This window comes from Rhizobium sp. SG741 (assembly GCF_012275435.1).
GTDB lineage: Bacteria > Pseudomonadota > Alphaproteobacteria > Rhizobiales > Rhizobiaceae > Rhizobium > Rhizobium lusitanum.
Map to the genome: position 1 here is coordinate 116,596 of NZ_JAAZQP010000013.1, position 23,526 is coordinate 140,121.

The 23,526-nt window shown below is 59.1% G+C and carries 23 protein-coding genes; 5 read left to right on the forward strand and 18 right to left on the reverse strand.

Annotated features, from left to right (window positions below; all coding sequences use genetic code 11):
• Positions 1–25 precede the first annotated feature (25 nt).
• The 3 genes from FHT29_RS27615 to FHT29_RS27625 all read right to left on the reverse strand — a co-directional run bounded on the left by FHT29_RS27615 (position 26) and on the right by FHT29_RS27625 (position 3,178).
• The gene (locus FHT29_RS27615) at positions 26–1,069 is read right to left on the reverse strand and encodes a TRAP transporter substrate-binding protein (protein WP_246703152.1); all 1,044 of its coding nucleotides are present in this window, start codon (positions 1,067–1,069) and stop codon (positions 26–28) included.
• Between the two features lie 151 nt (positions 1,070–1,220).
• Complete coding sequence (locus tag FHT29_RS27620) at positions 1,221–1,709, reverse strand: MarR family transcriptional regulator (protein WP_064745842.1); 489 nt, start codon at positions 1,707–1,709, stop codon at positions 1,221–1,223.
• A gap of 20 nt (positions 1,710–1,729) precedes the next feature.
• Positions 1,730–3,178 (reverse strand): aldehyde dehydrogenase, encoded by a 1,449-nt coding sequence (locus FHT29_RS27625; RefSeq protein WP_168600582.1) that lies wholly within the window; start codon positions 3,176–3,178, stop codon positions 1,730–1,732.
• Between the two features lie 245 nt (positions 3,179–3,423).
• Between FHT29_RS27625 and FHT29_RS27630 the strand changes: the two genes are divergently transcribed.
• Complete coding sequence (locus tag FHT29_RS27630) at positions 3,424–4,347, forward strand: ketopantoate reductase family protein (RefSeq protein ID WP_047563160.1); 924 nt, start codon at positions 3,424–3,426, stop codon at positions 4,345–4,347.
• A 206-nt stretch (positions 4,348–4,553) separates the two neighbouring features.
• Here the strand turns inward: FHT29_RS27630 and FHT29_RS27635 are convergent, their stop codons facing one another.
• The 11 genes from FHT29_RS27635 to iaaH form a co-directional block, all read right to left on the reverse strand.
• Positions 4,554–5,537: a branched-chain amino acid ABC transporter permease gene (locus FHT29_RS27635; RefSeq protein ID WP_168600583.1), complete on the reverse strand. Its 984-nt coding sequence runs from the start codon at positions 5,535–5,537 to the stop codon at positions 4,554–4,556.
• Positions 5,534–6,394 (reverse strand): branched-chain amino acid ABC transporter permease, encoded by an 861-nt coding sequence (locus FHT29_RS27640; protein ID WP_168600584.1) that lies wholly within the window; start codon positions 6,392–6,394, stop codon positions 5,534–5,536. The genes FHT29_RS27635 and FHT29_RS27640 overlap by 4 nt, the downstream gene beginning before the upstream one ends.
• A gap of 1 nt (position 6,395) precedes the next feature.
• Positions 6,396–7,091, reverse strand: coding sequence for an ABC transporter ATP-binding protein (locus tag FHT29_RS27645; RefSeq protein WP_168600585.1), 696 nt, complete (start codon positions 7,089–7,091; stop codon positions 6,396–6,398).
• Positions 7,075–7,836, reverse strand: coding sequence for an ABC transporter ATP-binding protein (locus tag FHT29_RS27650; protein ID WP_234903935.1), 762 nt, complete (start codon positions 7,834–7,836; stop codon positions 7,075–7,077). The genes FHT29_RS27645 and FHT29_RS27650 overlap by 17 nt, the downstream gene beginning before the upstream one ends.
• Positions 7,833–9,140, reverse strand: a complete 1,308-nt coding sequence (locus FHT29_RS27655; protein WP_113134083.1) for an ABC transporter substrate-binding protein — start codon at positions 9,138–9,140, stop codon at positions 7,833–7,835. Before FHT29_RS27655 ends, FHT29_RS27650 begins: the two co-directional genes overlap by 4 nt.
• Positions 9,141–9,398: 258 nt before the next feature.
• Positions 9,399–9,899, reverse strand: coding sequence for a nitrile hydratase accessory protein (locus tag FHT29_RS27660; RefSeq protein WP_246703157.1), 501 nt, complete (start codon positions 9,897–9,899; stop codon positions 9,399–9,401).
• Entirely contained in the window at positions 9,899–10,252 is a 354-nt protein-coding gene (locus tag FHT29_RS34990) for an SH3-like domain-containing protein (protein WP_168597205.1), read from the reverse strand. Before FHT29_RS34990 ends, FHT29_RS27660 begins: the two co-directional genes overlap by 1 nt.
• A complete protein-coding gene (locus tag FHT29_RS34995; RefSeq protein WP_081999707.1) occupies positions 10,242–10,565 on the reverse strand; it encodes an SH3-like domain-containing protein in 324 nt (107 codons plus the stop codon). The genes FHT29_RS34990 and FHT29_RS34995 overlap by 11 nt, the downstream gene beginning before the upstream one ends.
• A gap of 13 nt (positions 10,566–10,578) precedes the next feature.
• Positions 10,579–11,187 carry a nitrile hydratase subunit alpha gene (gene nthA / locus FHT29_RS27675; protein WP_168600587.1) on the reverse strand — a complete coding sequence of 203 codons (609 nt, stop codon included), beginning with the start codon at positions 11,185–11,187 and terminating at the stop codon, positions 10,579–10,581.
• A 64-nt stretch (positions 11,188–11,251) separates the two neighbouring features.
• A complete protein-coding gene (locus FHT29_RS27680) occupies positions 11,252–12,400 on the reverse strand; it encodes an alpha-hydroxy-acid oxidizing protein (protein ID WP_168600588.1) in 1,149 nt (382 codons plus the stop codon).
• Positions 12,401–12,458: 58 nt separating this feature from the next.
• A complete protein-coding gene (gene iaaH / locus FHT29_RS27685) occupies positions 12,459–13,871 on the reverse strand; it encodes an indoleacetamide hydrolase (RefSeq protein WP_168600589.1) in 1,413 nt (470 codons plus the stop codon).
• Positions 13,872–13,964: 93 nt separating this feature from the next.
• On the opposite strand from iaaH, the gene FHT29_RS27690 reads away from it, so the two are divergent.
• The 4 genes from FHT29_RS27690 (at position 13,965) to FHT29_RS27705 (ending at position 18,333) form a co-directional block, all read left to right on the forward strand.
• A complete protein-coding gene (locus tag FHT29_RS27690; protein WP_210166123.1) occupies positions 13,965–14,840 on the forward strand; it encodes a LuxR C-terminal-related transcriptional regulator in 876 nt (291 codons plus the stop codon).
• Positions 14,841–14,865: 25 nt separating this feature from the next.
• Entirely contained in the window at positions 14,866–15,147 is a 282-nt protein-coding gene (locus FHT29_RS27695; protein ID WP_168600590.1) for a hypothetical protein, read from the forward strand.
• A 161-nt stretch (positions 15,148–15,308) separates the two neighbouring features.
• A complete protein-coding gene (locus FHT29_RS27700) occupies positions 15,309–16,880 on the forward strand; it encodes a Re/Si-specific NAD(P)(+) transhydrogenase subunit alpha (protein WP_168600619.1) in 1,572 nt (523 codons plus the stop codon).
• Between the two features lie 19 nt (positions 16,881–16,899).
• Entirely contained in the window at positions 16,900–18,333 is a 1,434-nt protein-coding gene (locus FHT29_RS27705; RefSeq protein ID WP_168600591.1) for an NAD(P)(+) transhydrogenase (Re/Si-specific) subunit beta, read from the forward strand.
• Positions 18,334–18,859: 526 nt separating this feature from the next.
• On the opposite strand, the gene FHT29_RS27710 is transcribed toward FHT29_RS27705, so the two are convergent.
• From FHT29_RS27710 to FHT29_RS27725, 4 genes are read right to left on the reverse strand one after another with little or no spacing between them, the layout of a single operon-like run.
• Positions 18,860–19,645, reverse strand: coding sequence for an SDR family oxidoreductase (locus FHT29_RS27710; RefSeq protein WP_113134075.1), 786 nt, complete (start codon positions 19,643–19,645; stop codon positions 18,860–18,862).
• A 54-nt stretch (positions 19,646–19,699) separates the two neighbouring features.
• Complete coding sequence (locus tag FHT29_RS27715; RefSeq protein ID WP_168600592.1) at positions 19,700–20,473, reverse strand: glucose 1-dehydrogenase; 774 nt, start codon at positions 20,471–20,473, stop codon at positions 19,700–19,702.
• A 9-nt stretch (positions 20,474–20,482) separates the two neighbouring features.
• Positions 20,483–21,817, reverse strand: coding sequence for a dihydroorotase family protein (locus tag FHT29_RS27720; RefSeq protein ID WP_168600593.1), 1,335 nt, complete (start codon positions 21,815–21,817; stop codon positions 20,483–20,485).
• A gap of 20 nt (positions 21,818–21,837) precedes the next feature.
• Positions 21,838–23,481, reverse strand: coding sequence for a thiamine pyrophosphate-requiring protein (locus FHT29_RS27725; RefSeq protein WP_092574564.1), 1,644 nt, complete (start codon positions 23,479–23,481; stop codon positions 21,838–21,840).
• Positions 23,482–23,526: the final 45 nt, after the last annotated feature.

Here is a 23,526-nt window from a genome sequence, read left to right on the forward strand (position 1 = left end):
CCGGACGGGACCGGCCCGATCCGCATCAGAAGGCGGCGTTGTTGTCGGAAAGGCTTTTCTTCAGATCATCGAGTACTTGCTTAGGGTCGCCTCCCTTCGCGGTAACCTGCTTTTCCCAGCTGCTCTGCAGCGGAGCCACGGCCTTGCGCCAGAGGTCTATCTGCTCCGGCGTCAGTTCCACGACCTCGTGGCCGGAAGCCGCTTTCATGCGCGCGCGGCCGGCATGCTCAAACTCGGTCCAAGCGGAGGAGAGCTTGACGGCCCATTCCGTGTTGCAATGGGCGTCGAGTACCTTCTTCTGCTCGGGCGAGGCGTTGTCGTAGACACACTTGTTCAGCGACCAGGTGTAGGCGGTCGCATAAAGCGGGACGTCGAGCGTGTATCTCGTCACCTTGTCGATGCCGAATAGAAAGACTGAATTCCATGGGAACGTGATGGCGTCAGCAATGCCGCGCTCCAATGCATCGCGTGATTCCGGCGCGGATGCCTGAATATTGGTGCCGCCGAGAAGCGTTACCATCTCGCCTATGGTCTGTTGCGCTGGGCGAACCTTCAGACCTTTCATATCGCCGGGTAGAACGATCTTCTTGACCGAATGCAGGCTGCCCGGATCATGTACGAAGGCGAGGCAGAAATGCGTATCAGCCATCTCCGTGCCGGCATATTTGCGATACCAGCTATCGACCGCAGCCGTGCCGCCCGTCGCATTCGCAATCGTGAAGGGAAGCTGAGCAGCATTGATCAACGGGAAGCGGCCGGGCTGATAGCCCGGGCTGACATAACCGACATCGGCAATGCCATCCCGCACCATGTCATAATGGTCGAATGCCTTGCCTAGCTGTTCGGCCGGAAAGATCGAGGCGGTAATCGTGCCGCCGGAATCCTTGGCGATGCTGTCGGCCCAATCCTGCGCGGACTTCACGAGGGGATGCGTCGGCGGCACCCAGAGCGAAATCTTCAGGTTGATCGGCTTGTCTGCAGCCGCCGTTGGTGACACGGCGCCGCCCCAAAGCGATCCAAGCCCCATGGCGGCGATCACGAGGCCGCTTTTCAGAATTCTGTCGAACATATCTTCCTCCTTGTTGAAGGCTGCAGGCAAGCCGCAACCGTTTCCGGCTCTCCTCCAAGCCGAATTGCGCGGGAAATCCCCGGGGTTCGAAATGTCTTCCGATCGCCAGCGAAGCGGTGCCTAGGGTCGGCGAGCGACGCTGTGAGCGACCTCAGCCTTTGCCGAGCGCGCCGACAATCCTCGCCAGGATCGCGATCAGGGCTTCCTTGTCCTTCCCGACGATCGCATCGAGACGGCGGTCATGCTCGCGTGCGACGGCATGCAGCCGCTTATGCATTTTGCGACCCTCGTCTGTGAGACTGACACTGTAGCTGCGCTGATCGTTCGGGTTTTGTCGCCGTTCGATCAGGCCGCGAATGGCAAGCCCCTTCAGCGTCGAAGTCAGGGTCGAGCGGTCGCGACCGCAGACCCTGCTCAAATCCGAAGGGGTCAACTCGTCATATTCGGACAGGATCGTCAGGATCGAATACCAGCCAGGCTTCAAGTCAGTCTTTTCAAGCATCGCGCTGAACGCCTGGAAAGAAACCTCCTGGGCCACTCGAAGGTGATAACCGACAACGTCCCTGAATGCCGTCGGTATGAGAACGTCGCTTTCGTTTTCGCTTGGCGAATCTTGGGCTGGCTTGGGTGATACTTTCACGATCGCTCTCCGTTGCGGCTTCAAAACGGGTAATGCTGTTGTGCGTCTTCCACCGTGATCCAGCGCAGATCGGTGAATTCGGCAATCGCTGCACGTCCGCCGAAGCGGCCGTAACCTGAAGCCTTGACCCCACCAAACGGCATTTGAGCTTCGTCATGCACGGTCGGACCGTTTATGTGGCAAATCCCGCTTTCAATTCGGCGGGCAACAGCCATGGCGCGCTCGACATTCCGGCTGAAGACGGCAGATGATAAGCCATATTCCGTGTCATTCGCGACGCGGATCGCCTCTTCATCGCCATTCACACGGATTACGCTTTTGGCCGGGCCGAAGGATTCTTCGGAATAGATGCGCATGTCGGGCGTGACGCGGTCGACGAGCGTTGCTTCCATGATGGAACCATTATGCGTACCACCGGCAACGAGTGCGGCACCTTTGGCGATAGCGTCGTCGACCATTTCCTGCACCCGCACGGCCGCCTCGGGCGTGACGAGTGAGCCCAGAACAACGTGACCGCGCGGATCGCCGGCCGGAAGCGCCTTCGCCTTGGTCGCCAGTTTTTCAACGAAAGCATCCGCGACCTTCGCATCCACGATGATGCGCTCCGTCGACATGCAGATCTGGCCCTGGTTCATGTAAGCGCCGAAAGCGGCGGCGTTGACTGCCGCATCGAGATCGGCGTCATCGAGAACGATGAAGGGCGCCTTGCCGCCGAGCTCGAGCAGAACCGGCTTGAGATGCTCGGCTGCAAGCTTGGCGATGATTTTGCCGACGCGGCTAGAGCCGGTGAAGTTGATGCGCTTGACGGCCGGATGGGCGATCAGCGTCTCAACGACCTTTGCCGCATCGGCCGGCGCGTTGGTGACGACATTGACGACGCCGTTAGGGAAGCCCGCTTCGCGCAGCACCTGGCCAATGAGCCGATGCGTGCCAGGGCACATCTCGGAGGCTTTCAGGATAACCGTGTTGCCGCAGGCAAGCGGCATGGCGATTGCTCGCGTGCCGAGGATGACGGGGGCGTTCCAGGGCGCGATGCCAACGCAGACGCCGGCGGGCTGACGGATGCCCATGGCAAGCGTGCCTGGCTTGTCGGACGGGATGATCTCGCCGGAAATCTGCGTCGTCATCGCTGCGGCCTCGCGCAGGATATTGGCGGCGAACATGGTATTGAACCCGCCCCAGGGCGCGGTCGCACCCGTTTCGGCGGTCATCAGGCGGATGAATTCGCCCGCTTTGGAATCCATGATGTCGGCCGCCTTCAAGAGCAGCTTGCGGCGTTCGCCCGGACCCGATGCCGACCATTGAGCGAAGGCGGCAGCGGCGGCATCAACCGCGGCACGGGCGTCATCCGCTTGGCCGGCGGCGGCCGTGGTCGCGATCTCTCCGGTCACTGGATCGATGCGCTCATATACCCCGCCCGAAAGTGCTGCGCGGTCTTCATTGTCGATCAAAAGCTGAATGTTATCCATGATCCTCCTCCTCGGACGGCAAGGTCGCGTCGGTTGTGAACCGCCACGTTGTTCTGTGCAGATACGCCAGTCATCCCGCTGGCCCCATCCGTCCTGCCTCCTCTACACATGAAGCTTATCCAACCTGCACCGATGTCGCAAGATAGTTTGACATCAAAATATTTGACATCAAACTATCTTGATGGGAGCATTCCGCGACCAAATGCGGCTGAGGATGGAAAGCCGAAAACTATGGGAGGAAATGCGTGAAGATAGCTGTCATCGGGGCTGGAGCCATGGGGAGCCTTTTTGCCGGACGTTTGGCCGAGAAGGGCAACGATGTCTCCTTGATCGAAGTCTCCAGCGTCATGATCGACGCCATCAAAGAGAAGGGGCTTCGGATGACCGGCCTCTTTGGCGAGAAAGCCTATAGCCTGCCGGTCGCTCCGGCGGATCACTATATCGAGACCTTCGAACTGTTGATCGTTTTCACCAAGGGCATGCACACGACCTCCGCGATGGAAGCGGCGAAACACGTCCTCGGCCCACAGACCTGGGTGCTCACCGTTCAAAACGGCATCGGCAATGTCGAGGCGATCGAGGCCTTCGTGGCACGAGACCGCATCGTCATGGGTATGACCAACTGGCCCTCGACACTGATCGAACCCGGCCTGATCACCGTCCCAGGTGAAGGCGAGATCAGGCTATGGGCGGCGAACGGTCAGGCCTCCGAAAGACTGGAAGCGATCAGCCGCACCCTGGACGAGGCGGGTCTCAACTGCAAGCTGGACCCAGGTGTCGAAGTGACTATTTGGGAGAAGCTCGCCTTCAATTCCGCACTCAATTCACTGGCAGCAGTCACCGGATTGACGGTCGGCGAAATGGGCGACCGGCAGGAAGCGCGCGACATCGTCTTCGCGATTGTCGGTGAGGTTGTCGCGGTTGCGAAGGCACGTGGCCTGGCAGTTGATGCCAACCATGTTCGACAGTCAGTGGAACATGCCTTTGCCAATCACAGGCAGCACAAGCCATCGATGTTGCAGGATCGACTTGCCGGCCGGCGTATGGAAATCGCCACAATCACCGGCGCCGTCAGCAGGGTTGGCAAGACGCTTAACGTTGCAACCCCGGTGACGACAACATTTGCCAATCTGCTGACCATCTTTGACAATGCCGGCCCGGTCGCCTGAAACACAAATTGTCAAGCATCTCGGACGAAGGCCCTTATGCAAGACCTGGACTCGCATTTCTGTTCTTGAACCTAAGATCTGATGGGAATTACGAATCCGGAACTGGATTGATCCAGAGAATGAATTCGTCCCTCGATACAGGCCGCTTAAGCAAGCGTATCATCGGCGGCCAACGGCCATCAATTTCCTTCTACGCCTTATCCGGCTTACGCGCTCTGGCCGGCTTCCCTCATGGTGCGGCGGATCGGCAGCAAGTCGATCCTGATCACAGACTTCAGCAAGCTCCAGGCCCCGCCAGGCGCCAATAGCATGACCCCGATGGCGAGCAGGCCAAGGATAATGAAATAGAGCGAGCCGATATTGCCCATAGTCTCGCGAAGCAGGAAATAGATCGCCACGCCAACGATCGGACCTTCGAGCGTACCGATGCCGCCGAGAATGACGGCGAAGAGTATGATCGCCATCCAGTTCATGGAAAAGCCCGCTGTCGGACTGACCTGCAGGACGACCATGTAATAGCAGGCACCGGCCGCCCCGCCGATCGCTGCCGCGACCAAAAGGACGTAGGTCTGCGTCTTGCGGATGGTCACGCCCATGGCCTCGGCTGCAAGTGGGCTGTCCTTCATGGCGCGCAATGCGAGCCCGAACCGGCCGCGCATCAGCGCTATGCATGCCAGAAGCGCCACGAGAAGAACAAGCGCAGACGTTCCATAGGTCGCAAACAGCCGAACGGACCGGTCAATGCCGCGCACGGTCGTCAGCGCCATGCCACCGCCGCCACCCAATGCACTGGTATGATAGACGATGAGACGTATGACTTCGGAGATAACCCAGGAGCCGATTGCAAGCTGCGCGCCTGAAAGGCGAAAGAGGATCGGCGTAATCAAAAGCGCAAATCCCGCACACACGAGGGCGGAGAGAACAACAAAGGGAAACGGCGGCAGTCCAAGACCGTTGGAAGCTACGAACAACGTATACCCACCAATACCGATGAAAACCTGGAAGCCCATGAAGACGATCCCCCCAAAGCCGGCAAGGAGGTTCCACATGAGAGCTATTGAAAGAACGGCTGCGATTTCCGTCGTCAGGAGTATAGCGTAGCGCGACCCGGCAAGCGGGATTACAAGAAGAACCGCGGCTAAAATGCCGACAGCCACGAGTGACCGGGCAAGAGGCGAAGCCATGATCATGCACGTATCCTTTTGGTGAAGAGGCCGCCTGGCATCAGCAGCAAGCCGATCAGAAAGATGATGTGACCGACAAGCGGGCCAAGGCTTGGGATAATTAAGGTGCCGGCTGCCTGGGCGATGCCGAGGATGATACCCCCCGCAAGCGTTCCCCAAATCGAGCCCAACCCACCGAGGATCACGGCTTCGAAGGCGAAAAGCATGCGCTCAGGCCCAGTCGATGGGTCGAACGTGCCACGCATGCCGTAGAAGATCGCGGCGATGGCGGAAATCGCCAATGCGGCGCCCATCGCGTTGGCAAAGACACGGCGCGTGCGAATACCCATCAACTGCGCAACCGCCTCGTTGTCGGACGTTGCGCGCACGGCGCGACCGAAGCGCGTGCTGCCGAAGACGGCCGCGGTCAAGGCGAAAATTCCAACCGCTACCGCCAGTGTGAGGAGCGGAAGAACGCCGATGGCGACCGAGCCCAGATTGACAGCGGCCGTTCCGAGCGCGCCGGGATCAAGACTTTTCGTATCCGCGCTGAAAAGTTCCAGCATGACGTTCTGGAGAATCACCGAAAGACCGAACGAGACAAGAATAGGCGGCATCTCGCCGCGCCCGAGCGTCCGTTCCATGACGAAGCGCTGCAAGAGCCAACCCACCACAAACATGATCGGCGCAACGATCGGCAGTGCCAGCAGCGGGTGAATACCGAAATGCGTCATCAGTTGCAGGGCGATAAAGGCCGAGAAGATGATAAAGTCCCCATGGGCAAGATTGATCTGACGCATCAACCCAAGGCAGAGCGAAAGGCCGAGTCCGTAGAGGCCGTAGAGAGCACCGACCAGTGCACCGTTGATCAAAGTTTCCAACATATCAGCGCATCCCGAAATATGCGTTGGATATCTCGGTCCGGTCCGCCGCGGTAGACGAGCCAGAAAGAACAATCCGGCCGTGCCGCATGCAGGCGAAGCGGTCTGAGAATGCAAGCGCGCGTGCAATGTCCTGCTCGACGATTACGGTGGTCAGCCCGGCGCCACGCAGCTTCTGAAGCGCTGAATAGACGACATCGACAGCCGCCGGAGACAGGCCGAGCGAGAGTTCATCGCACAATAGCACTTCAGGGTTCGACATGAGGGCGCGACCGATCGCGACAAGCTGCTGCTGTCCGCCGGAAAGCGCGGTGGACGGCCGCTTGCGGAATTCCACGACAGTCGGAAATATCTCGTAGACACGCTCTAGGTGCCATGCGCCTGCGCGGCGCGAATGCGCGCCGACAACCAGGTTCTCCTCCACTGTAAGGCTGGGAAAGAGCTGTCGCCCCTCCGGCACAAGGGCCAGACCGTGGCTGACGATATCCATCGGTGTCAGGCCCGCGATGTCGCGACCGGCAACCGACACGCTGCCCGCCTGTGGCTTCAGCCGGCCCGTCATTACCGCAAAGGTCGTGGTCTTGCCGGCGCCGTTCGCCCCGATGAGCGCGAGCGTCTCGCCGCGCGCAACATTTAGGTCGAGGCCGAACAGAACCGGCAGCGGACCATAGGCAGCCCGCAAGTCAGTGATCGATATCATCAATGTCAGGCTCCATGCCCAGATAGATTTGACGCACCTTCGGCATACGCATCGTTTCATGCGGCTCGCCATGCGCGATGATGCGTCCTTCGCCAAGCACCGCGAGTTCGTCGGCGGCATGTGTCAGGACGTGAACCAGATGTTCAATCCAGATGATCGCGAGACCGCTTGCTGCGAGCGCTTTCACAATGGCCGCAACGCCGGCAGCCTCGTCATCTGTCAACCCGCCGGCAATTTCGTCGAGCAGGAGGACCGAGGGTTTGGTAGCCAGCGCCCGCGCCAGCTCTAGCCGTTTGCGATCAAGCAGCGGGAGCCCGCCGGCAATCAGGTCGCCGCGGCTTCTGAGCCCGCAGATTTCCAGCGCCTGTAAGGCCGCGTCTTCCGCTTCACGCCCCTTGAGAGCCCCCGCAAACGCGGCGGCGACCAGCGCGTTTTCGTAGACCGACATGTGCGAGAAGGTTTGCGGAACCTGGAACGTCCGGCCGATGCCGGCAACGGCGCGCGCCGAAGCGCCAAGCGAAGTGACGTCCCGCCCGGCAAGAAATACCTTGCCGGACGAGGGCGCGAAGGTTCCGGAAATCACGCTGAACAGCGTCGTCTTACCAGAGCCGTTGGGGCCGATAATTCCGAGAATTTTCCCATGATCAACTTCGATGCTGACTCCGTCCAAGACAATCGGTCCGCCATAGGATTTCACGACATTTTCGACAGTGAGCGACCTGGTTGTATCAGCCGCCGGCATCATCCAGCCTTCCTGGCCAAGTCCATTGTGAAGTCAGCCTGGATTGGAACTTCAGGAGCGTTCTTGTTGTAGGTCACCTTCAGATCATAAGCACCATCCGGCTGTAGACGCCATTGGCCGCCTGCGATCTTGAGCTTGGCAACATTCTTGATTGGGCTTCCGGCCCAGTCGATATCGCCGACGACCGTCGTCATCCTGGTCGACTTGATGGTTGCCTGGATTGCATCCGGATCTGTCGGATCGGCGGCATTCTTCAACGTGTTGATCCCCAGCTCCCACAGGGCATGGACAACGCCTATCGGCTGCGTCCAACGCTTGCCCGACGACTTGGAATATTCGGCGGCGATCTCGGCGCATGACTGCCCCGTCAGCGTCGACTTGAAGGGGTAGTTCGGTGTCCACCAGATTTCCGTCGACATTCCGTCGCCGGCCTTGCCGAGAGCCTCGATGCCGGATGGGAAAAGCAGAGCTTTGGCGGGTGTAGCAATCTTCGGCTTGAAGCCGAGCTGCTGCGCCTGACGCCAAAACACGGCCCATTCCGGTGGAGAGAAGAGACCCGTCACGATATCGCAGCCGGCATCGCGGAAGGCAACGATTTGGCGTGAGAAATCGTCTGCACCCGGCTGGAACTCGCCGACGTCGACAATCGAATAGCCGCCCTTGCCGAGCGATGCGGGGAAGCCAATGTCCGCATTGCCGAAGACCTTGCCGGGCGGATCGTTCGACCAGACCGTGCCGACCTTCTTGTTGGTCGTTTGCGCGTCCCACATACCGATAAAGGTCGAGATGATGTCCTCGATACCCCAGAAGAAATGGTTCACATACTTGAACCCAACATCCGGCTTGCCCTTGAGCGGAAACATCCAGCCCTGCCACGGATCCATGGTGGTGATGCTCGGGATGCCAGCCGTCTCGCATTGTGATGCGACCGGAACGTTGGTCAACGCACCCTGCGCCAGGATGAGATTGACGCCATCGTTGTTAATCAACTGGCTTGCCGAAGTGGCAGCGCGGTCGGAATTCGACTGGTCGTCAATGTCAATGATCTCGACCTTGTAGGTCTTGCCGTTGTTGACAAGCCCATCCTTCAACACCTCGCGCACCTTGCCGAGGATGAAAGGGTCAGCCTCCGCGAACGGCGCAAGCGCCCCCGTCTTCGAGCTGACATAGCCAATCTTGATCGTCGGGCTGGCCGCGATAGCTGGAGCCGGCAGAACGGATGTCGCCGCTCCAGCGGCGGCACCCGCTCCTATGACCTGTAGGAAGCTACGGCGAGTAAACCTCATGTTGTCGCGCGAGAATGTCATTGTTCTTCCTCTGTCGATTTTGTTGCCGTCAGGACGGCTTTTTGCAGCTGCAGACCCGTCGCAGGCGGAAACCGGCAACCGATCTGCAGCATGATAGGGGCGAGCGTACGAGCGCGGGATCAACAGTTTTGCGGATAATTCCGCATTTGCCGTTCCCGGCATTCGCGCTTCAAATTAGGGCAAAAAAGGCGAAATCGGCGCCCCTGGCCCCACAATCGGCGGCTCGCTTAAAAGTGGATGGCGTTTGTGAAGGAGAGACTAGGCTGTCGCTCGCCGGCTGGCCGGGCTGACAGTGATCGGGCCGACATCCGCATCGTGGTGACCGGCATGACAATGATGATGTTCGTGCCCGTGGTGCGCATGCTCATGTGCGTGTTCAAACTCTTGAAGCGCACCTAAAGGTATCGGCGCGAGCCCCTTGCTGAACTCGATCGGCTTGCCATGCTCCGTATGAAAATAGGAACGTCTCCAGTGTTCCTCGTATTCCTCAACCTCCCCGCCGCTTATCAGACCGCGCGCGGCGACGATCTTTTCCAACGCCTGCATCCATTGGCGGTAATAGGCCGTGTTGACGTCCTCGTCTCCTCTTTGGGGCGCGGTTTCGATTTCGCTTGAGAAAGCCGTGGTCCACTCCGTCCATGTGAAATGCCCGGCGCGCGATAGTTGCATTGTGAGCGCAAAGGCCTCTGCCTGCCACGGCTCGGAAAAGGCCGGCCCTTTGTCGAGCCATTGCTGATCGATCGTCAGGTCGCGGGGCATCACGACAAATCTCCCACCTTCAGATAGCTTTCCCAGAGGTTCAGGTAGACGGCTCCTGGTCCATCACTTCCCTTGCCCCACAACGTTTCGCTCTCGAAGCGTACGCGATAGAGATGATCGGGGCGCTCCCCGAGCCCGATCGAATGGGCGTCCGGGAAGACATGGGCTCCCTCATATGCGACGATCGTCCCGCGCTTGTCGCGAGCATAGCCTGGAAGGCGCGTATGGGCGGAAACGTTATCGTTGGTGGTCTTGATGACGTCACCCAGCTTAAATTTCGGCAGGGTCCCAATTGCGCGCAAAGTAGGCGCGCCGGTGGCGATCGCCACGGCAACCATCTCCTTAGGCAGCATTGTCAGCCTCCTTTGCCACAAGCTCGGCGATCCGCGCTTCTAATTCCTGACGCGTGAAGACCCCCTTCGTCGTCAAGAGATCCTCAAGCGAATACAGCCAATGTTCGAAGTACGAGGTGTTCAAATAGTCGACCGGCGGCATCCGCTCCATCGAGTAGCGACTTTCATCGATATTGAAGCAGCCGGCCGCCAGCGACAGGAGATTGACCGCAAAGGTCTTCGCCTCCCATTCCTCCTTGAACCTCGTGTCATCATCGGCGCGATTGACCGGGCCGAAGCCTTGCATTCCGCCCATATCTGCAATCGATCTCATGATATTGCTCTTCTCAGATTGCCGAAGCTGTCAGCGGGACGCCAGTGCCGATCATGGAATCGCGAGTGACAAGAGCCGCAAGCTTTTCCTCGCTCCAGTCCTCCGTACCGGCTGGACGCTCCGGCAAAACCATGTAGCGGATCTCTGCATTGCTGTCGTAGACCCTGACCTCGCGCTCGTCGGCAATTGTCAGGCCGAACTCAGCAAGCACAGAGCGCGGCTCGATGACAATGCGGCTGCGATAGGGGGCGGATTTGTACCATGTCGGCGGCAGGCCAAGGACGGTCCACGGATAGCAGGAGCAAAGGGTGCAGACGATCACATTGTGAACCTCCGGTGTATTCTCCAGGATGACCATCGCCTCGCCTTGCAGGCCGCCGATCCCCATCTCCTTCAGGGCTTCGGTTCCGTTCTCAAGCAGGCGCGCCTTGAACGCCGGATCGGACCAGGCGCGCGCCACAACCCCGGCACCGATGCGCGGGCCAAGCTTGTTCTGGAAGATATCGACAACTTCCGACACCGCCCCTGGATCCACTTTGCCCTTTTCGACCATGAGCGTCTCGATCGCTTTAATGCGAAGCGCAAGCATGGAAGGGGGCAGCGTATGATCATCGTGGCTCATGGCAGTTTGCTCCAACAAATCCAAGACAGATCCAGACTAGCCGTAGCTTCATCCCAGTATATCATCATTTCTGCGGATGCACTTTCTCCTTGCCTGCAAAGAGATATTCGCAAGAAAGGGATTCCGCGCGTGCGCAGCCGAGCAATGCGAGTGTGTTATCCAATTCGGCCTCGAGCATTTCCAGCACCTGGCAAACACCCGCCTCCCCTGCTGCCGCCAATCCGTAGAGAAGCGCCCTGCCTGACAGTGCCATCGTTGCTCCGGAAGCGACGGCCTTGGCTATGTCTGAGCCGGACCGGATGCCACTGTCCATCAAAATCGGAATGCGAAGCGTCTCGCGTGCGAGACGCAATAGCTCGATCGACGCGGGCACGTCTTCCAGCTGCCGTCCACCATGGTTGGAAAAGATGACGGCGTCCGCGCCCGCCTTCTCCAGGAGCAGCGCGTCCTCAACCGATAGGACGCCCTTGACGATCAATTTATGCGGCCAGAGGTCACGAAGCGCTGCAAATGCCGCCCAGTCAAAACCCGCATCCATCTGCCGGGCCATGAGCGCCGATTGGGATGCTATGTCCGCGACATCGGCCGAGGCAAAATTGGCGAGTTGCGGCAAGCCGCATTTAAGCTGCGCGAGGGTCCAGCGCGGGTGCGTGGCAGCATCGAGGACTATCTTAGGAGACCGTTTGAAAGGCACCTTGAAACCCGAACGCAGGTCGCGCTCTCTCTTCCCATTGACGGCCACATCCACGGTAAGCACGAGAGTTGAATAGCCGGCTTGAAGAGCGCGGCGAACGAAAGCTTGTGCCTGTTCGCGATTGAGGACGTAGAGCTGGAACCATTTTTCCGCATCCGTGGCACGAGCAACTTCTTCGATGGTCGATGTCGACGCGGTCGAAAGGCAGAACGGAATATCATAACGGGCCGCGGCGCGTGCGAGAGCAAGATCGCCGCCGGGCCACAAGACGCCATTCAATCCGGTCGGCGCAATTGCCAGTGGCATGCGGTAGGTTTTGCCAAACAGACGGACCGATAGATCTCTGCGATCCACAGCGATCAATCGATGCGGATTAAACAGAACATTGTCGAGTGCCGTTCGATTGCGGCTCAGGCCTCGCTCGCTGCCGGCGCCTCCCTCAAGATAATCGAAAACCATACGTGGCAGACGACGACGCGCGCGCTGACGCATATCCTCGAAATTGATCAGGTCGACCATTTTTGCCTCAATTTTGGAAAGCTCGAGATTTTATGAACGATGGGACGCCCGCTTGCCATCATCCGCCGAGATTTGGCGACGGGGCCGGAAATAGATCACCGATGGCGAGCGACAGCGCGAGCAAATCAATGTCTCTGCCGAAGGGATAGTCGAGACCCAAACCAACCGGTAACCCCTGCGGCGTGCAGCCGACCGGAATACTGATGCCCGGAAGGCTGGCCGTGCTGCCGATATCGGTATTGTGTATCAATGCTGTAAACGTTGGAAACAGCTTACCATCGATTTCCACCGTATCGGATTGATCGAGAAGCGGCGCCGGCACGCGGCAAACGGGAAATGCCAATGCGTCAATGCCGTTCGAGACAAAGAGATCGGCATAGGCCGCTTTCAACGCAGGAAGGTGTATGGCAATCGCGGCGTGATAGGCCTCGCTGCTCACTGCGGTGGCAGGATCGAGTTGCGCAAGAAGCAGTTCCCGCACATCGTGGCCAGCTGCCTGTTCTGCAACTTCCGCGAAAGTCAAAGGGATGCCATGATCTGCCAGAAATGCTGATAACGCGACTTTACCCTCATAGATCGATATCGGCATGGAAGACAAAGCGTAGGGGTGCAGCAAGCCCCCCGCATCGACTTCGACAAGTTCCGCACCCTCGCAAACAAGCTTGTCGAGAGCCTGCATGCAAACTGCAGCAACACCGGGATCGACCACCTCCCAGAAATGTTTGCGCGGAATTCCGAGCCGAACCCCTTTGGCCGTCGAGGCCTTCACTGCAGGAGCACGCGTAACGACACTGTTCAGAAGCACGATATCTGCGGCGCTTAACGCAACTGGACCGGGAGTGTCGCGCGTCGTGGAAATCGGCACGATGCCAGCAGTCGGCCACCGCCCCGTGGTCGGGCGATAGCCCCAGGTGCCGCAGAAAGCCGCCGGAATGCGAACGGAGCCGCCGGTATCGGTACCAATGGAGGCAGGAACAAAACGAGCACCTACAGCGGCCCCGCTACCGCCGCTCGAGCCGCCGGCGCTGCGCGTCTGATCGAAAGGATTTCGCGGTGCGCCAAAGGCAATGTTGTCCGAAGTCGCACCATAGGCAAGTTCATGCATTCCATTCTTGCCGAAAGCAATTGCCCCGGCCTCTAGAAGACGGGCCGCAACAGGCGCGTTGTCCGTCGGCCGGTAGGCGCGAAGCGACGGCGTCCCGCCCGTCGTGGGATAGCCTTTGACATTGATATTGTCCTTGAAGGCGATCGGCAGACCATGGAGCGGCCCCCGGATGCGACCGGCCGCCCTATCAACATCTGCCTGGCGCGCGTCTCGCAGCACCGTCTCCGCATCAAGGGACACGAAGGCATTGATCGCGGGAAGACTGTCCAATCTTTTCAGCAGACCCGCAACAAGCTCCTCCGCACTTAGAGTCCCTTGCGCCATCGCCGCGGAGGCCTCGGTCAACGTAAATTCCTTGGGTGTCATTGTAGCACTCGCACGAATTTCCAACATCCGCAGAGCTAGTCAGAATGCGCGTTCGCCACCATCAGCAATTTTGTTGGTAAGGTCACATGTCAAATGCCGTCCAAAGGACTACCGCGGAAGCATAGCGGCCGACCGATCTCATGGGCTGCATCTGAATATTCTTGCTTTTTGATATGTTATTTGCTTCCCTTCCCCATAAGGGAACAAGACGGGACAACGATCCCGCTAATAACTGGGTTCATCATGACCGGGACTGTCTACGATTTGACGTTCGATGAGGCGAGCCTCTTCGCCGATATTGTCAGCAGGCTAACCAGCCTTGGATCGGTTGAGATCAGGGAAACGATTTTTCCCGACATTCTGCGCCTGATGCGTTCGGAGGCGCTGGCCTCCTTCATATGGAACCCGAAGTCAAACTCCTATCATGATCCCTTTGTCATCAATCAGTCCCTGGACAACATCAAGGCATATCGCAGCTGGTATCAGTATCGCGATCCAATGACCCGCCAGTTGCGGAGCCTCTGGCGCCCAGCCTATGTGGATGAGGTCATCTGCAGATCGGATTTGCGTAAGACCGAGTTCTTCAACGACTTCCTGATGAAGGACGGTTTAGACCACGGAATCAATTTGTTCCTTAAGGTCGGTGGTCGGGAACTCGCGGATCTGCGCATCTGGCGAACCAACCGTCAGCCTGACTTTGCCGATCGCGAAATCGGCCTGCTAAAAGTGCTCTCGCCGCTGCTTACACGCGCACTCTCGGCATCGCCGGACATAACACTCTCCGTGCTCACCGAACGCGAGCGCGACGTTGCCCTCCTCGTCTCTCGCGGCTGCTCCGATAAAGATATCGGGCGCGTTCTCAATATCGGCTTTGCGACGGTACGCACGCACATCAGCCGTTGCCTTTGCAAGATTGGCTGCTCAAACAGAGCGGAGCTGGCAGCCTATGTCACAAGGCTCTCGCAATAGTCTGAAATATCGCACGAACACTCCGTTGGCTGCCCAGCAGATCTCGCCCGGAACAACCTTCACCGAGGCCGGTGTTGCCAAATTCCATTCGGACCTTGCATCCAAAGAGCGCGATCATCATCCCTCCAGACGGTACACGTTAAGAGGGCGGGAAGAAGGTCGGGGAATGTACCGTGATCTCGACGGCGACCTGTTGGGAAATTCCCACAAAGCCGCATTCTTTCTCGAGGTGCGCATAACGCCAATCATACTACAATTCTCCATTTCACTTGCGGCAAAGGTCCAGTCAAAAATAAAAATCGATTAGACTATGCCGTATACGACAAAAACCGTCATTTCCGCGTCATTGTGCACTGGACAGGCGCTCTCCACTTTGCTCGTTACCCGTCGCGGTCCGCAACGTTACTTGTGCGAGATCGGGAGAAAGATACTGGTCTGGGAGCCGGGTCACCGGGATAAGCCATGAAGATGAGAGTCGGATCACCTAAGGAGGTGATGGAGGGAGAAGCGCGCGTCGCCATGACGCCCGATAGTGCGCAGCAGATACAAAAGTTGGGCTACGAATGCCTGATCGAAAAAGGCGCCGGTCGGCCAGCCGGCTTCAGCGACGAGGCTTACGAAAGAGCCGGGGTCGCAGTCGTGGATAGAGGCGAACTCTATGCCAATGTCGATATTGTCGTGAAGGTTCGCCCCCCGGAAACTTCGGAAATGGGGTCTCTGCGACGTGGGCAGACGCTGATCTCGTTTTTCTATCCGGCCCAAAATAGCGGCCTGCTCGAAGAGGCGAGGGCAAGGGCCTGCAACGTCATCGCCATGGATATGGTCCCGCGCATATCACGCGCACAGAAAATGGACGCTCTTTCGTCGATGGCCAATATTGCCGGCTACCGGGCGGTGATCGAGGCCGGCAACAATTTCGGTCGGTTCTTCACCGGCCAGGTCACGGCCGCCGGCAAGGTGCCGCCGGCGAAAGTCCTTGTCATCGGTGCCGGCGTTGCAGGCCTTGCGGCGATCGGCACGGCGACCTCGCTTGGCGCCATCACCTATGCCTTCGACGTACGCCCTGAAGTCGCCGAACAGATCGAATCCATGGGCGCCCAGTTCGTCTTCCTCGATTTCAAGGAACAGCAGCAGGACGGTGCAGCAACAGGTGGCTATGCAGCACCGTCATCTCCGGAGTTTCGCGAAAAGCAGCTGGAAAAGTTCCGCGAACTTGCTCCCGAGATCGACATCGTCATCACTACGGCCCTGATCCCGGGGCGCGACGCCCCGAAGCTCTGGCTTACCGACATGGTGGCCATGATGAAGCCGGGGTCCGTCATCGTCGACCTCGCTGCGGAACGTGGCGGCAATTGCGACCTGACCGTTACCGATCAGAAGGTCGTCTCGGACAATGGCGTTACGGTCATCGGCTACACGGATTTTCCGAGCCGTATGGCGGCGCAATCCTCGACGCTCTATTCGAACAACATCCGTCACATGATAACGGACCTGACGCCGGGCAAGGACGGCAAGCTTGTCCACAATATGGAAGACGACGTCATCCGCGGAGCGACGGTTGCCTACGGCGGTGCCATTACTTACCCGCCACCGGCGCCCAAGGTGCAGGCGATCGCCGCACAGAAGCCAAAGGAAAAGGCAAGGGAGCTAACGCTTGAGCATAAGAGGGCGCAGGAAACTGCCGCCTTCAAGGTTCAGACGAGAAGTCATGGCGCGCTCCTTGCCGTCGGCACCGCGCTGCTCCTGCTCGCCGGCGCCTTCACGCCGCCGAGCTTCATGAACCATTTCGTGGTCTTCATGCTCGCGTGCTTTATCGGCTTTCAGGTGATCTGGAATGTCTCGCACGCGCTGCACACACCATTGATGGCAGTTACCAATGCGATTTCGGGCATCGTCATCCTTGGCGCGCTGCTCCAGATCGGATCCGGCAACTGGCTGGTCGTCACGCTTGCAGCTTTGTCGGTACTGGTCGCGACCATCAACATCGTCGGCGGATTCCTGGTGACACGGCGCATGCTCGCAATGTTCCAGAAGTCGTAATCAGTCGGAGCTCACCATCATGACAACAGGTATCGTGTCCGCGGCCTATATCTCCTCGGCTGTTCTTTTCATCTTGTCGCTTGGCGGACTTTCCGGACAGGAAAGCGCCAAGCGCGCCGTCTGGTACGGCATGACAGGCATGGCGCTTGCCATCGTCGCCACGGTCTTCGGTCCGGGGATCGGCAACTGGTTCATCATTGCCCTGATGATCGCAGGTGGCGCCGTGCTTGGCTGGTCTATCGCAAGCCGGGTGCATATGACGGAAATGCCGCAGCTCATCGCAGCCCTGCATTCCTTCGTCGGACTCGCGGCCGTCTTCATCGGTTTCAATGCCCATCTCGAAGCCGCGCGCGTATCCGGTTTGGACGAAGCCAGACGAGCTGCTCTTGACGGTTTCGCCGGGATCCTCGCTCACAAGGTTCCGGTCGAGCTGGCGATTATGAAGGTCGAGGTGTTTCTCGGCGTCTTCATTGGCGGCGTGACTTTCACAGGGTCCGTCATCGCCTTCGGCAAGCTTGCGGGCAAGATCGACGGCAAGGCGATGAAACTGCCCGGCGGGCATTTCCTCAATGCGGGTGCGGCGATCCTCTCGCTGATCCTGCTTCTTGCGTATGTCAATGGTGCCGGTATCTGGACGCTAATCCTGATGACTGCACTCGCCTTCTTCATCGGCTACCATTTGATCATGGGGATCGGCGGCGCCGACATGCCGGTGGTTGTGTCGATGCTGAACAGCTATTCTGGCTGGGCGGCTGCGGCGATCGGCTTCACCCTTGGCAATGATCTCTTGATCGTCACCGGTGCGCTTGTTGGCTCTTCGGGTGCGATCCTCTCCTACATTATGTGCAAGGCGATGAACCGCTCCTTCGTTTCTGTCATCCTTGGCGGCTTTGGTAGCACCACTGGCCCTCAGATGGAGATCGTCGGTGAGCAAATTGCCATTGACGCAGACGGTGTTGCTGCTGCACTAAACGACGCGGATTCGGTCATCATTGTCCCTGGCTATGGCATGGCGGTGGCGCAGGCCCAGCAGTCGGTATCAGAGCTCACCCGCAAGCTGAGAGCCGCCGGCAAGAATGTGCGCTTTGCCATTCATCCTGTTGCCGGCCGCCTGCCGGGCCACATGAATGTTCTCCTGGCGGAGGCAAAGGTTCCCTATGACATCGTCCTTGAAATGGACGAGATCAACGAGGACTTTCATGAAACCGATGTCGTGATCGTCATAGGCTCCAACGACATCGTCAACCCGGCTGCCCAGGAGGATCCATATTCCCCGATCGCCGGCATGCCCGTTCTTGAGGTTTGGAAGGCGAAACAAGTGTTCGTCTCAAAGCGCGGGCAGGGCACCGGCTATTCGGGTATCGAGAATCCGCTGTTCTTCAAGGAGAACACGAGAATGTTCTACGGCGATGCGAGGAAGTCCGTCGGTGAGCTCTTGCTGAAGCTCGCCTAGGCGTCGCTGCATATGTCAGCGCTCAAGGCGCTACATATGCAGGAGTCAAGGCGAATTGAAGCGGTGTCGTTTTGCCATTAATCGGGGTCTTCCTCACAAAGTGAGGCAGACCCCTTTATTGAAACAACAGCGCTTTGATTTGAACGGTGCCAGATAGCTTCATCGACCGACTAGCTGCCCCACTTATCTTCTACAGCCATCTTGGTCGTTGAAATACGGAAACGGCATTACTGGCGAAGCGATAGTCATCCCCAAGTGGGATACCGCCAAAAAAAGCGGACTGGAAAATTTGACCAAAGACGCTTGACCATCAAAAGACAAAGAAAGTGATGCAGCCAGCTTTGGGCGCTCAAGGGGCAAGCCAACCCCTTGAACGCAATGTTAGCAAAACCGCAATCATAAAGCTGATTGCGGCTCTGATGAGAATCGAAGGTCAAGCCTATTTGATTTCATATGCATTTCAGTTGTACTCATGGTTCTCCATGGAGAGGTCGCGTACGTTGTCTTTAAACGCCTAGCGACAAAGTCATATGCTCGCGATCAGCCCACCATCCACCCGTATGACGCTGCCAGTGATGTAGGAAGCGCGTTTGCTTGCGAGAAACGTAACGACGTCACCATATTCCTGCGGATCTCCATATCGGCCCAGCGGAATGGACCCCGTACTTTGTGCAGATACCTCTTCGACCGTACGCCCCTCACGCTTGGCTTTTTGCTCGTCAAGAAAGGTGATGCGACCCGTGGCAATACGTCCGGGAAGAACGATATTCGAGGTGATGCCGGCGCGACCGACTTCCTGCGCGAGTGTCTTCGACCAGCCGAGAAGCGCGGTGCGCAGCGTATTCGACATGCCCAAATTGGCGATTGGTGCGATCACGCCTGACGATGTCGAGGTAATCACCCTGCCCCATCCTGACGCTTTCATACTGGGAAGAACTCGGTCGGTTATGGCGATGACCGGCAATACCATCGATTGGAAGAAGCGTTGCCAGGCGTCTGCGTCCTGGCCGCTCACCGGTGTCGGCGGCGGGCCTCCAGTGTTATTGATCAGCACATCGACAGTACCAAATGCCTCCTCGACAGCCTTGAGACGCGCATCGATCACTGAGAGATCGGCTATATCCCACTCCAGCGTCAACGCCTTGCCGTCGGCTGCCGCGATCGCATCGGTGGTGGCCTGTGCGGCCTCCCGGTTGATATCCGCGACGGCCACCCGCGCACCCTCGCCGGCAAGCGTTCGGGCGATCGCACCGCCAAGGCCGCCCCCAGCCCCGAAGACCAGCGCCGTCTTCCCGTTCAAACCCATATCCATTGTCATGCTCCCTTCATTCTCCGGCAAACAGCCGGCTTTCATTGTCTTTACCGATCAGCCGGCCATCCAGCCGCCGTCGACCATCAGGTTGACGCCGGTGATGTAGCTGGCCATGTCGCTCGCCAGGAAAAGTGCGGCCCCGGCGACGTCGCGCGGCACGCCGAGGCGCGGCCAAGGGGTCCGGCTCCTTGAATAATCAAGGGCGTCGGGATCGTTCGCCACGCCCGGTTTGCCGGTGATGATCTTGCCCGGCGCGATCGCATTGCAGACGACAAGATCATCGGCATGATCCACGGCAATCTGGCGGGTCATCTGCACGATCGCACCCTTGCCCACGCCATAGGGAAAATCCCCGGGGCAGGCGATCATGCCGTGTTGAGAAGAGATGTTGATGATGCGGCCGCGCACATCGCTGACTGGTTCCTGTGTCAGGAACTGCTGCACCGCGCGCTTGCAGCAGTAGAAGTAGCCCGTGACATTCACGCCCATCACCTGCTGCCATTGCTGGGGTGTCGTTTCGAGAAGATTGGTCGATGTGTAGATCGCCGCATTGTTGACCATGACGTCCAGCCGGCCGAAATGCTCCACCGTCTCGCCAACCAGCATGTCGACCGCTTCCCAGCTCGATATGTCGGTCTGGGCGAAAAAGGCCCTGCCCCCTCCATCGCGGATGAGCGAGAGTGTCGTGTCACCCCCCTCGATTGGCGTTTCCCTCGTATCGGCGATCACGACCGCGGCCCCCTCGGCGGCAAAACGCAATGCTATTGCGCGACCAAGACCCGAACTTGCGCCGGTCACCACGGCGACCTTCCTGTCAAGCATGGACATGATGCCTCCCTATATTTCTCTCTGGATGACGCGGCCTGACGCAGCGGCCGTGATCGCTCCATTGCGAACGATCTCCCTGCCTCGCAAAAAGACGCGGGTCAGTGTTGCGGGCGCCTGCCATCCGTCGAACGGCGTGTAGGCGGCGCGCGAAGCCTGCTCCGCATTGCTGATGACGCTCGGCCGCCGCTGATCGACCACCAGTATATCGGCATCGCGCCCTGGCGCGATCGCGCCCTTGGACCCGCCGAGCCCGAAGCGCCGCGCGGGATTGCGCGCGCACATGCGGACGAGATCAGGCAGGCCTATCACCTTTTCTTCGACCAGGATCAGCATTGTCTGAAGCAGGGTCTGCAAACCGGGCATGCCGCCGGGTATGCCGGCAAAGGCAGGATAGGTCATCGCCTTTTCCGCGGGGCTATGCGGCGCATGATCCGTGGCGACAATGTCGATCAGTCCGTCCGAAAGTGCAGCCCGCAGCGCCGCCAGGTCGCGCGCCCCGCGAAGAGGTGGAGACCCTTTGAGCTTCGCGCCGGCCGTCCGATAATCCTCCGCATTGAAGAAGAGATTTTGCGGCGTGGTCTCGACGGTGGCATCGGCCAACTCACGCAATCGACGCCACGTGGAAATGCCGAGAACCGAATTGATCTGCCGGACATGAATACACGAACCGGTTTCCGCAGCGGCCAATATGGCACGGGCCACTCCGCCGGCTTCGGCAAGCGGCGGACGGCTGTCGAGGAATGCCGCGATATCGCCCGCGGGATGACTGATGGCGCTGCCCTCGAGGATTGACTGATCGCCGGGTGAAATGCCGATCACCGTGTCACATCCGGCCAGTCGCCGCATTGTGTTGGCGACATCGTCCATGGTCTGGAAGCGAAATGTCTCAGGAACATCGGCCGTGAAAAGCTCCAGCGAGACGGGTCGCAGCGACAGCAATTTTTCGGCGAGACTCACGTCTCGGGCAAGGACAGCCTGGAAGCCGACATCCACATGGATGCGACCACGCGCCATTGCCATCTTGTCGGCAAGCTGGTCGGCTGTGGCGGTCCAAGGCTCATCGGTCGGCATATCCAGCACCGCGGTGACGCCGCCGAGCGCCGCCGCCCGGGTGCCACTTTCGAAATCCTCCTTGTGGGTCAGGCCAGGTTCGCGGAGATGGACATGCGCGTCGACCAGCCCGGGCAACAGATGGCAGCCGGCCACATCGATAACGACGCGCGCTTGAGGCGCGTCGCCGGGGCCAAGAAGCGCGGCAATACGTTCGCCGATTATGGCGACATCAACCCTCGCCTCGCCATCGGCATTGACGACGGTGCCGCCCGATATGATCATGTCGAACATGCCGTTCTCCATACACGCAATCAGGAGAGCCCCGGCAGGCGCGGCTCTTCATGCGTCACGACCTCGACCAGCGCAGCCTGCCCATGACCGACCTTTTCGATGGCGCGAAGCAGGGCTGGACGCAGCTTTGCCGGCGACGTGACGCATTCGCCATAACCACCGAGCGCCTCCGCTATCGGCGCGTACCCGCCCGACATTCGGTTCGCGCCGTATTTCCCGGTTGCAATCGGCATGCTTGCGGCATAGCCGCCAAGGACATTGTTGCGCATCACGACGGTCAGGATCGGCAGACTGCAGCGGATCGCCGTCTCGAAGTCTATGCCGACCATGCCGAACGCCGCCTCGCCCATCAGATTGACGACCGTCGCTTCCGGGCGTGCCAACTTGGCACCCAGCGCGAAGCCGAGACCGCTGCCGAGCTGGGTTGTCTTGCCCCAACCGATATAACTGCCCGGCACTGATGCCTCATAGAAAGGACTGAGCTGGTCGCGCGGATTGCCCGCATCATGGGTCACGATCGTCTTTGCCGGATCGACCGCTCGCATGATCTCCCAGACCACGCGATAGGGCGAGATCGGCTCGCTGTCCGCCGTCAGGAATGGCACCCAGCGTTCCATGAAAGCCGTTCGGATCGAGCGTATCTCACCGGCGATATCGCCACAATCCGTGGCAGTCAGCCCCTCAGTCCTAACGTGGGCGATCATCTGCATAAGTGCGGCACGAACGTCGCTGACGACCCCCTGAGCAATGGGATAGTCCTTTCCGAGATCGCCCTCGTCGATAGTGACCTGCAACACAACCTTGTCCCTGGCGATCGGCAGGATGTAGTGGGAACGCGTCAGACTTGTCCCAAGCGCCAGCACGACATCCGCCTTGTCCATGAAGTGATCGATTGTAGCGGGCCGCGCCCGTCCGGCGGTTCCAAGTGCCAGCGGATGGTTCTCGGGGAAACCGCTCTTGCCGTTCGGCGTCGTCATGACAGGGATTCGCAGCAACTCGGCAAATTCAACGAGCTCTTGTGAGGCCGAACCGGCCAGCACGCCCTGACCGGCGAAGATCACGGGGCTCTTCGCCGCCAGCAATGTATTCACCAACTCGGCAATTTCACCGGCATCCGCCTGCGGCACGCTGCGGCGTGGCCTCTGATAGAGATTAAGGGATGGATCAAGCTTCTCGGCAAGAAGGTCGACCGGCAGTTCCAGAAGCACGGGAGCAGGACGACCATTACGGACACGGGTGATTGCGGAATGCATCAATTTTGGCAGATGCTCGACGCGGCTTGCCGCCTCGCACCATTTCGTAATGTGGCGGAAATTTCGGCTGGCCTCGAAATTTGGTGCCACCGCCTCAGAACCGCGGGGATAGCCGGTCGGCAGGAAAAGAATTGGCGCACGATCATTATAGGCCTGAGCGATGCCACCGAAGGCACTTTCGGCACCGGGGCCATATTGTACGGTGACGACTGCGAGTTCCCGACCTGCCGTGGTGCGCGCGTAACCTTCGGCAATATTCACTGCGACCCGCGGCGTTCTGGTGATAACAGGCGGAATGTCGAGATGGGCCGATGCATCGAAGAGTTCGCTGTTTGGAAAGCCGATGATCTGCTTCACGCCCTCCTGCTTGAGGATGGAAGCGACGACTTCCGCGCCGTTCATTTCCTTCATGACCTGCCTTTCCTCCCGTTTCTCCACCGGCACGACGTCCTTCCC